The organism is Prosthecobacter sp. (assembly GCF_046154365.1).
GTDB lineage: Bacteria > Verrucomicrobiota > Verrucomicrobiia > Verrucomicrobiales > Verrucomicrobiaceae > Prosthecobacter.
On record NZ_JBJXFV010000076.1, the window covers coordinates 1 to 8,593 of the forward strand.

Here is an 8,593-nt window from a genome sequence, read left to right on the forward strand (position 1 = left end):
CGAGTTCCTTCGGATCGTATTCCACATAGGTGAGCACGTCGGCCACGGTGTCGCCTTCGACTTCGTGGGGATAGACGGGTTTACCTTTTTCCAAATGCACGCCGACGACGTTGGTATCACCTAACAAGTTATGAAGGTCGCCGAGGGTTTCCTGATAGGCACCGACGAGGAAGATGCCGAGCATGTATTCCTCGCCTTTTTCGATCTCGGGGTCGTGCAGTGGCAGGCTGTCACGGATGCCGTCGGAGAGTGCGAATTTGTCGATCTTGCCGTCGCTGTCGCAGGTGATGTCGGAGAGCACGGCGTTGCGCGTGGGCTTCTCCTTGAGGCGATGGATCGGCATCACGGGGAAGATTTGATCGATGGCCCAAAGATCGGGCAGACTTTGGAACACGCTGAAGTTGCCGTAGTAGTAGTCGGTGAGAATGGCATCGAGGCGCTCCATTTGAGAACCGTCATGGTCGCATTGTTCACGCATGCCGGCGATCCAGGTGAGGATGTCCCAGTAGAGTTCCTCGCCATGGGCACGTTCGCGCAGGTTCACTTTGCCGTAGTTGAACTCGGTGCGCAGCTTGTCGCGGTAATAGACGGCGTCATTGTAGATCTCCTGAAGGCGGTCGCGACTGGTCTTGGCGGCGTTGCGCGTGGATTCGACCCGCAGCTCATGCAGATTGCGCAGCAGGGCGGGGGACTCCTTGTCGATCTCGATGTCGCTGATGGTCTTGCGCGGCTCAAAGCGGTTGATGTCGAGGATGTTGATGACCAGCACGCTGTAGTAGGCCACGATGGCACGGCCGGACTCGGTGATAATGTCCGGGTGCGGCACACCGGCTTCGGCGGTGACTTCTGAGATCGCTTCGATGATGTCGGCGCAGTATTCCTTGGTGCCGTAGTTACTGCTTGCAGCAGAGGCTCCCTTTTGACCGTCGTAACTGATGGCGAGACCGCCACCGAGATCGAGGATGCCCATGCGTGCGCCTTCTTGCACGAGGCCGACATAAACACGCGAGGCTTCATTCACCGCCTGGCGGATGGCGCGGATGTTGGGGATCTGCGAGCCTTGGTGATAATGCAGCATGCGCAGGCAGTCGAGCATGCCTTCCTCACGCAAGTGATCCACAACACGCATGAGCTGGGAAATATTGAGGCCGAAGACGCTCGCGTCACCACCGCTGCCGCTCCAATGCCCTGCGCTTTCGGTGCCGAGACGGAAGCGCACGCCGAGCGTGGGCCGCAACCCCATTTTTTTGCAGCGCTGGAGGATGAGATCGAGCTCTGTCGGCATTTCGAGCACGAGGATGACCTGCAGGCCCATTTTCTGCGCGTTAAGTGCGAGGTCGATGAACTCCTCATCCTTGTAGCCGTTGCACACGATGTAGGCCTGCGGGTCGTGCATGTAGGCCAGCGCGGCGATCAGCTCCGGCTTGCTGCCGGCTTCGAGACCGTAGTGATACTTGCGGCCGTAGCGCGTGATCTCCTCGATGACTTCCTGCTGCTGATTGACCTTGATGGGATACACGCCGCGATAGACACCCTGATATTTTCCTTCCCTGATGGCGGACGCGAAGCCTTCATTCAGTTCGTCGATGCGGCCGCGAAGCAGATCACCGAAGCGCATGAGCACCGGGAGCTGCGTGCCGCGTTCGCGCAGGCCTTTGACGATGGACGCGAGCGAGACGGGCTTCGTCTTCTTGCCGTCCTTCAAATTCACCACGACCTCGCCCGCCTTCGAGACGTCGAAGTAATCATGGCCCCATTCGCGGATGCCATACAGCTCGGCGCTGTCTTCTGTGGACCATGGAGGTGCTTTCATTGCGGGGTGCGGTGACTGGGGTTTCAAGGGCCGCGATTATGCGGGCAAATCGGGAAATGAAAAGCGACATCTGGGGACGTGGCGGAAGGTCAGGAAGTCAAGGCGTGGTCACGCGAGTCGCGGTGCGGGTTTGCGGAAGGCGAAGGGCAGGTAGAGCACAGAATAGAAAACGACGCCGAGGCCGATGGTTTCAAAGTTGTACCACGGCCAAGGATGCAACTGGTCAAACAGGGTCGCAGTCACCGGCTTCGCGCACTGGAAGGCGTAGTTGGTGCCCAGCGCGACATTGACCACAGCCGTGACGGCATACCAGGAGACGGAGAACAGCATCATGCGCAGCACTGCGCCGGGAGCCGGACGGTGCCGCATGCCGGTGACGACATACACCGCCGCAATGGTCACCCCGCTGTGCAGCACGAAGAAAGCGAGGAACCGTGGATCGGGGAAATCGTAGATCAGCGCCGGTGTGATGAGCCCCTGGGAAGTTCCCGCGAGGCCGAAGAAGTACACGATCTCGCAGAAAAACTGCCGCCGCGTCCAGAGGGCAATGCCACCGGCGAGGCAGGCGATGTCACAGTATTGCAGCGGCAGCAGCGTCTGGGCGTTGAGCGAGCCGACCCATGCGTGACCTGCGAGCGTGCCGGGGTAAAGCAGTAGCAGCACGGTGCCGAGTGTTTTTTCCGCCGCGTTCGCGAAGCGCGTTCGCGCGATGACCAGCATCAACCCCAGCAGCACGGCGGTGAGAACGAGCACGACCTGATGCGAAGTCCCGAAGGGGTGAAACTGTGGAGGCATCGCATATCATGGCACGAGATGGTTGCAGATGTCAGCCGGTTTGTGCAAAGCTGCGCGCATGCTGAAAATGACCCGAATGCCCTCGAACGCCGTGCGCCCGATGAAACAACTCAGCGGCGGTTGCACCATGTTGTTTGGGCTGCCGTTCATCATCGCGGGTGTGGCCATCGGCTGGTTTTTGTATTTTCCGGCGATCAGCACCTGGTGGTCGGCGCGCAGTTGGGAGGAAGTGCCGTGCTGGATTGAAAAGGCGGAGATGACAGCCTCACGCGGCCGCAAAAACAGAACGACGCACAAGGCGGAGGCGAGTTACCGCTACGAATACGCCGGTCGCACCTATCACAGCGAGGAAGTGGGACTCACCGGCGGCTCGGACAACATCGGCGACTTCCAGCAGAAGGCGCACGCCCAGATTCGCGCCTTCGAGGGCAAGGACCGGCCGTTTCGCTGCTATGTGAATCCGGCAAAGCCGGAGCAGGCGGTGCTGTATCGCGATCTGCGCTGGGGCTTGATGCTCTTGATCTCGATTTTTCCCACGGTCTTCCCGCTTGTGGGCGCCCTGGTCTCAATGGGAGGCGCCTTGGAGTCACGGAGGCTGGCGGTGGAGAAAAAACTGGCACAGCAGCGTCCGGCCGAGCCGTGGCGCTGGCGGCGGGAGTGGGGCGGAGAGACAATTCACGTCTCCAGCAACGGGCTGACCGCGATTCTCGCCGCCGCAGGCTGGATTTTGCTGATTCAGGGGCCGCTGGCTCTCGCGATCATCGTCAGCGGCGAGTTGTCCCGCTCCTTCACGGCTGTGTTCGCGCTGGTGCCTTCGCTGCTGGCATTGATCCCGCTGTTTTTCGCGTGGAAGCGTGTGCAAACACGTCGTGCTCTCGGCAATCCGTCGCTCTGGCTCAAGCAGACGCCACTTTGTACTGGAACTGCTCTGGAGGGTGAGCTGCGCTTGGATCGCGTGCTCTCGCCACGCGAGGTCATCCAGGCGCGGCTGCTCTGCCAGCGCAAGATCACGCACCGCACCGGCAATGGCACGTCAACGACGACCGAGAACATCTGGGAGCACACAGAAACGCTTTCCGCCAGTGAGGCGCGGCGTGAGTTGAACGGTGTGGCGCTGCCGCTGCGGATGGAGATTCCGCGCGGACTGCCATGCGCCGTGATCGAGGATGCCGAGTTCATCACGGGCGCGGTCGAGCAGCATCTTTGGAGCCTCGAACTCGCCGCTTCAAACGGTGGCAAGCCCGCCGTGTTGCCGCTGCCGGTGTTTGTCAGCCGCGAGGAGGCGAAGCTCGCCGAGTCCAACGCGAATGAAGACCTTAATGCCACCGTGCCGGACACGGAGCAGCTCGTCGGGCGTTTGAAGGGCGGCGGCGTGCTGGCGGAGTTCGACGAGAACGGCCTTCCGGTGTTGATCGACTGCCCGCCGGGCAGGTTTCGCGCCCTGGGGATCTTCCTGCTCATCTTCGGCGTCATCTGGTTCGGGATTTTCATCGCCATGGTGCGCAGCGGAGACGCGCCGCTGATCTTCCGCCTCATCTGGGGCACGACCGCGCCGCTCATCATCGGCATCGGCCTCTTCACCTTGCTGCATCGTCGTCGTGTCGAGTTCAGGGCTGAAGAAGTGTTCATCGTGAACAACATCGGCTTTCTCTACTCCTGGCACGAATCGTATGCGCCGCGTCACATCGTCGGCTTCACGCACGACACGAACATGCAGTCCGGCAACCAGTTCTACTACCGCGTGCGCGCCGAGACGATCTTTGGCAAAACCAAGACGCTCATCGACGGCATCACCGAATCCGTCACGGCGGAGACGCTGGCGAAGCGGCTGGAGGATTGGCGGAAGCGTGGCACCGGAGGTTAGGCTTCCAGCCTGACGATGGATCGAGGCGTCCCGCCTTTGACGAGAAAGGCGGGACGCCTCACTCCGCTGACAGGCCGGAGACCTATCCGCCATCCCGCAACGCCACCGCCGGATCAACACGCGCCGCAAACCACGCCGGAACCAACGCGGCCACGAGGCAGAGTGAAACAGCGGTGGAGCAGATGAAGAGCAGGTCGCTGAGATTGATGTGCGCGGGAATGCTGGAGAGGAAGTAGATGTCTTACTGCCTAAAGCACACTTGTTTGCCACCTTCGTTCCGCAGTGACCAGCCCTCACAGATTCATTGCAAACCTCAATGCCACCTTGATGGCATCCATGGTCGATTCAGAAAAGCGTCCAACCAATCCGACAAGTTCATGATGCTGGATGGCCTGCAAGCCTTGCACGTTCGCGTAGCTCAACTCCCGCAAGAACTTCACTCGTGGTAGTTCGACCTCATACTTCGATCCTCGGTTCTGCGTGGTGATCGGGACGCATAATGAAAGCGCACGCGGCGCATCCTCGTCGCGTCGGGATACAACGATGAAGAAACGCATCTTCGCAGCCATGCCAAGATCGACTCGATAAACCTGTCCAGGCTCAGTCGTCATGCAGGCTGTCCAGCGCAGATTGTCGTTTGGCGCGTGGCAGGAGGAGATCGTCGTTATCGTCGGTCTGAAGCGAGACGGCGAACGGCAGTCCTCGCCGCAGGGTGATCTGAGTGAAGAACATCCGAATTGCCTCGGTCGGACTAAGTCCAAGCTGCCGGAGAATGCTCTCCGAGTCCTTCTTGAGCTTCACGTCCACACGGGCTCGAACCACTGCTTCCTTGATTGCCATGACACAAAGTGACACGCACGGGCCACGAGTCAAGATTGCGTTGGGATCGTTACCCCCCATCCCGCAACGCCACCGCTGGATCAACGCGCGCAGCAAACCAAGCGGGAACCAACGCGGCCACGAGGCAGAGGGAGACGGCGGTGGAGCAGATGAAGAGCAGGTCGCTGAGATTGGTATGCGCGGGGATGCTGGAGAGGAAGTAGATGTCCTGCGGGAAGATGTCGCGACCGGTGAGTCCGGCGATCTGCTCGCGCAGGACGTTGCGGATGCTGAGGAAGAAGAAGCCACCCGCGAGTCCTGCGGCGACACCGACGAGCGCGACGATGCCGGCTTGTGAGACGAAGATGGCGATGATCTGCCACGCGCGCGTGCCGAGGGCGGTGAGGATGCCGATTTCGCGGCGCTTTTTCACGGTGACGGTGATGGTGGTGTTCATCACGCAGATGGCGGCGACGAGCATGATGAAGAGCAGCAGGAACCACATCATGGTGCGCTGGTTCTCGACGGATTCGAGCATCATGCCGTGCTGCTGGTCCCAGGTGCGGTAGCCCCAGCTTTCGGGCAGCACGCCGGACTTGTAGATGGCCTGCATGATGCCTTCGGCCGCGTCGGGCTGCTTCAATTCGAGTTCGATGCCGCTGACGCCGCTTTCGAGGTTGAAGAACTCCTGGGCGACATGCATTGGCACGTAGCCGCGCTGTCCGGCGGTGTCGGCACGCAGGGTGGCGACGAGTTTGAGGTCTTTGGACAAGACGGTGACGTTGTCGAGCGCAGCGGCGCGCTTTTTCTCCTCCTCGTCTTCAGGAATCTCGCGCACCTGCTGGATGAACTGGTTCACGCTGTCGGCGGCATGCACGACGAGCGTGTCGCCGATCTTCGCGCCGATCTCGCGGGCGAATTTGTCGGTCAGGATGATGGTGTCGCCCTTGAGGTCGAAAGTTCCTTCCTTGATATGCTTCGTGAGCTTTTGCAGCAGTCCGTTGTCGGCGTCGTCCGTCATGCCGATGACGCTGACGCCTTGCAGATTGCCGGAATTTTCGACAACGACCACGCCTTCGGCCACTGGCACGGCGGAGAGGATGTCCGGATGCTGCGCGAGGGCTTTGCGCACGTCACGCCAGTCGGCGGGCTTGATGCCGCCGGCATTGGTTTCAAGCTCGCGGGTGGAATACTGCTGCGCCATGACATGCGGCTCGAACCCCATGAGCATCTTGCGGAACTCGACCTGCCAGCCGCTGAACACGGACATGACGAACACCAGCACGCCCACGCCGAGCATGACCCCGAGCATCGAGATGACGGTGATCACCGAGATGAAGGATCGCGTGGGCCGCAGGTAGCGCAGGGCGAGGAATAGGGGGGCGCTTTGCATGGGGTGGGCTGGGATCGTTCTCGTCCTCCTACTCGAACTCGTCCTCGATCATGTCGTTGACGATGGGTGATTCGGGATGGAGGAACTGAAAATGGAGAATGGAAAACTGGAAATGGAGGGGACTGCTGCGGCGCGGAATGCTGTGACTCGGACCTTTTAGGTGTTTGTGGTGAGGTAGAATCGAGGACGAGGACGAATTGGGATCAATCGCGGAGGGCGACAGCAGGATCAACGCGTGCCGCCAGCCACGCAGGCGGCAATGCGGCGAGCAGGCATAGCGTGATGGAGCCGAGGCAGGTCAGTGTGATGAAGGCGGGGTCGATTTGCGCGGGAATGGTGGCGAGGAACATGCCGGAGGCGGAATCGGTGTTGCCACCGCTGAGCACGGCGATGCCCATGCGGATGTCATCACGCAGCCAGAGCACGAGGCCGCTGAGAGCGAGGCCGATCACGGTGCCGAGCGTGCCCACCACGGCCGCTTGGGAGACAAAAATGCCGATGATCTGGCTCTGACGTGATCCCAAGGCCGTGAGCACGCCGATCTCGCGGCGTTTCTGCGTGGTGACGGTGATCGTGGTGTTCATCACGGAGAACGCGGCGACGACGGCGATGATCATGAGCACGATCCACATCATGATGCGTTCGTTGCTCATCGCGGCGAGTCGTGCATCGCCCGCATCCGTCCACAGCGAGGCACTCCAGCCTGCGGGGATGAGGCCGGCGGCGGTGAAGCGCTTCATGATGTCCTTCACCTCGCCGGGTTGCTTCAATTCGATCAGCACGCCGCTCACCTGATCACCGAAGCCGAAAATCTGCTGGGCGGTTTTCAGCGTGGTGTAGCCATAGGATCCGGCGATCTCCGCCCGCGTGTAGCCGAGCAAGGTCAGCTCCTGCGGATGCAGTTTGATCTCCTTGTAAGCCGCGTGCCGTTTGGCCTCGTCCTGTTCATCGGTGGCGACACGGAAGCGTTTCACCGCGCTGGTGACGTTGCTGGAGGCATAGACGCTGATCTTGTCGTTCGCATGCGCATTGAGCTGTGCGGCGATGTAGTCCGCGCAGACCACGCCGCCATCGCGCAGCTCCAAACTGCCTTCGAGCCGATGCTTGGCGATCTTGGCCATGTAAAACCGTGCGCCGTCCTCCGGCAGGCCGAACACATCCATGCCCGACTGCGAGCCCTCACGCTCCGCATACATGACGCTACTGACATAGCTGCTCGCGGCGAGCACCTCGGGCTGCGCCCGCAGTTTGCTGAGCGCGGCCTCGACCGGTTGGACTGCTGTCGGCTTGTGATCCTGCGGATGCAGCAGGATGTGCGGCTCCGAACCGATCAAGACTTTGCGAAACTCGCCTTCAAAGCCCTGCATCACCGAGCTTACCACGATCATCATCAGCACGCCCACCGCGACACCGAGGATCGAGATGACGGTGATCACCGAGACAAACGAACGCTTCGCGCGCAGGTAGCGGCGGGCGAGGAAGAAAGTGGCGTTCGAGAGCATGGCGGCATCAAAGCGATGAGCGGCGGAGATTCGAGGGAAAAACACGAGGATTTCCTGCTCAGTAGTGTTTGGTAAGCGGCAGTAGTGAAACCCGCCAGCGCCGAGGATCGATGTCACGTGCCCATACCATGATTTGAGCGTCTGTGGCATTAATCTGCCCGACGGTGCTCCAATGCACGGCATGATGTCCCATCTTCATCAACACGTCCACCCAGGCCGGGGAGAGGTTCATGTCGATGACGAACCTCATGCGATTACGCGGCAGCCAGGGCTACGTCCCGTTCTTCTGAACGCCATGAGGCATAGGCCAGCGCGGCACGAATGTCGTCCATTTCCAGATAAGGGTAGAGAGCGAGCAGTTCATCCTCACGACAGCCGGAGGCAAGCATGCCGGTGATCATGCCCAC

9 protein-coding genes are annotated in these 8,593 nt (G+C 60.7%); 1 reads left to right on the top strand and 8 read right to left on the bottom strand.

The features are described 5' to 3' along the window. Both speA and ACKVY0_RS10310 read right to left on the bottom strand, forming a co-directional pair. Positions 1-1,813, bottom strand: a 1,813-nt coding sequence (gene speA / locus ACKVY0_RS10305) for a biosynthetic arginine decarboxylase (protein ID WP_409214733.1), incomplete at its 3' end; no start/stop codon positions are given. A gap of 108 nt (positions 1,814-1,921) precedes the next feature. Further along, complete coding sequence (locus ACKVY0_RS10310; protein ID WP_409214734.1) at positions 1,922-2,608, bottom strand: TIGR02206 family membrane protein; 687 nt, start codon at positions 2,606-2,608, stop codon at positions 1,922-1,924. Positions 2,609-2,684: 76 nt separating this feature from the next. Here ACKVY0_RS10310 and ACKVY0_RS10315 point away from each other — a divergent pair, with 76 nt between their 5' ends. Next, positions 2,685-4,472: a DUF3592 domain-containing protein gene (locus tag ACKVY0_RS10315; RefSeq protein WP_409214735.1), complete on the top strand. Its 1,788-nt coding sequence runs from the start codon at positions 2,685-2,687 to the stop codon at positions 4,470-4,472. Between the two features lie 293 nt (positions 4,473-4,765). Here ACKVY0_RS10315 and ACKVY0_RS10320 read toward each other — a convergent pair whose 3' ends face one another. The 6 genes from ACKVY0_RS10320 to ACKVY0_RS10345 form a co-directional block, all read right to left on the bottom strand. Next, positions 4,766-5,083, bottom strand: coding sequence for a type II toxin-antitoxin system PemK/MazF family toxin (locus ACKVY0_RS10320; RefSeq protein ID WP_409214736.1), 318 nt, complete (start codon positions 5,081-5,083; stop codon positions 4,766-4,768). Continuing rightward, on the bottom strand, positions 5,073-5,312 hold the full coding sequence (locus ACKVY0_RS10325; RefSeq protein ID WP_409214737.1) for a type II toxin-antitoxin system RelB/DinJ family antitoxin: 240 nt from the start codon (positions 5,310-5,312) through the stop codon (positions 5,073-5,075). Before ACKVY0_RS10325 ends, ACKVY0_RS10320 begins: the two co-directional genes overlap by 11 nt. 49 nt (positions 5,313-5,361) lie before the next feature. Continuing rightward, complete coding sequence (locus ACKVY0_RS10330; protein WP_409214738.1) at positions 5,362-6,684, bottom strand: FtsX-like permease family protein; 1,323 nt, start codon at positions 6,682-6,684, stop codon at positions 5,362-5,364. Positions 6,685-6,887: 203 nt separating this feature from the next. Next, positions 6,888-8,186 carry an FtsX-like permease family protein gene (locus tag ACKVY0_RS10335; RefSeq protein ID WP_409214739.1) on the bottom strand — a complete coding sequence of 433 codons (1,299 nt, stop codon included), beginning with the start codon at positions 8,184-8,186 and terminating at the stop codon, positions 6,888-6,890. A gap of 58 nt (positions 8,187-8,244) precedes the next feature. Then, positions 8,245-8,436, bottom strand: a complete 192-nt coding sequence (locus tag ACKVY0_RS10340; RefSeq protein WP_409214740.1) for a DUF5615 family PIN-like protein — start codon at positions 8,434-8,436, stop codon at positions 8,245-8,247. A gap of 4 nt (positions 8,437-8,440) precedes the next feature. Then, on the bottom strand, positions 8,441-8,587 hold the full coding sequence (locus ACKVY0_RS10345; protein WP_409214741.1) for a DUF433 domain-containing protein: 147 nt from the start codon (positions 8,585-8,587) through the stop codon (positions 8,441-8,443). Between the last annotated feature and the right edge of the window lie 6 nt (positions 8,588-8,593).

Coding starts and splice junctions, on each gene's coding strand:
- ACKVY0_RS10330 (WP_409214738.1), bottom strand. CDS start 6,684: ATGCAAAGCGCCCCCCTATTCCTCGCCCTGCGCTACCTGCGGCCCACG.
- ACKVY0_RS10320 (WP_409214736.1), bottom strand. CDS start 5,083: ATGACGACTGAGCCTGGACAGGTTTATCGAGTCGATCTTGGCATGGCT.
- ACKVY0_RS10340 (WP_409214740.1), bottom strand. CDS start 8,436: ATGAGGTTCGTCATCGACATGAACCTCTCCCCGGCCTGGGTGGACGTG.
- ACKVY0_RS10325 (WP_409214737.1), bottom strand. CDS start 5,312: ATGGCAATCAAGGAAGCAGTGGTTCGAGCCCGTGTGGACGTGAAGCTC.
- ACKVY0_RS10315 (WP_409214735.1), top strand. CDS start 2,685: ATGCCCTCGAACGCCGTGCGCCCGATGAAACAACTCAGCGGCGGTTGC.
- ACKVY0_RS10335 (WP_409214739.1), bottom strand. CDS start 8,186: ATGCTCTCGAACGCCACTTTCTTCCTCGCCCGCCGCTACCTGCGCGCG.
- ACKVY0_RS10310 (WP_409214734.1), bottom strand. CDS start 2,608: ATGCCTCCACAGTTTCACCCCTTCGGGACTTCGCATCAGGTCGTGCTC.
- ACKVY0_RS10345 (WP_409214741.1), bottom strand. CDS start 8,587: ATGATCACCGGCATGCTTGCCTCCGGCTGTCGTGAGGATGAACTGCTC.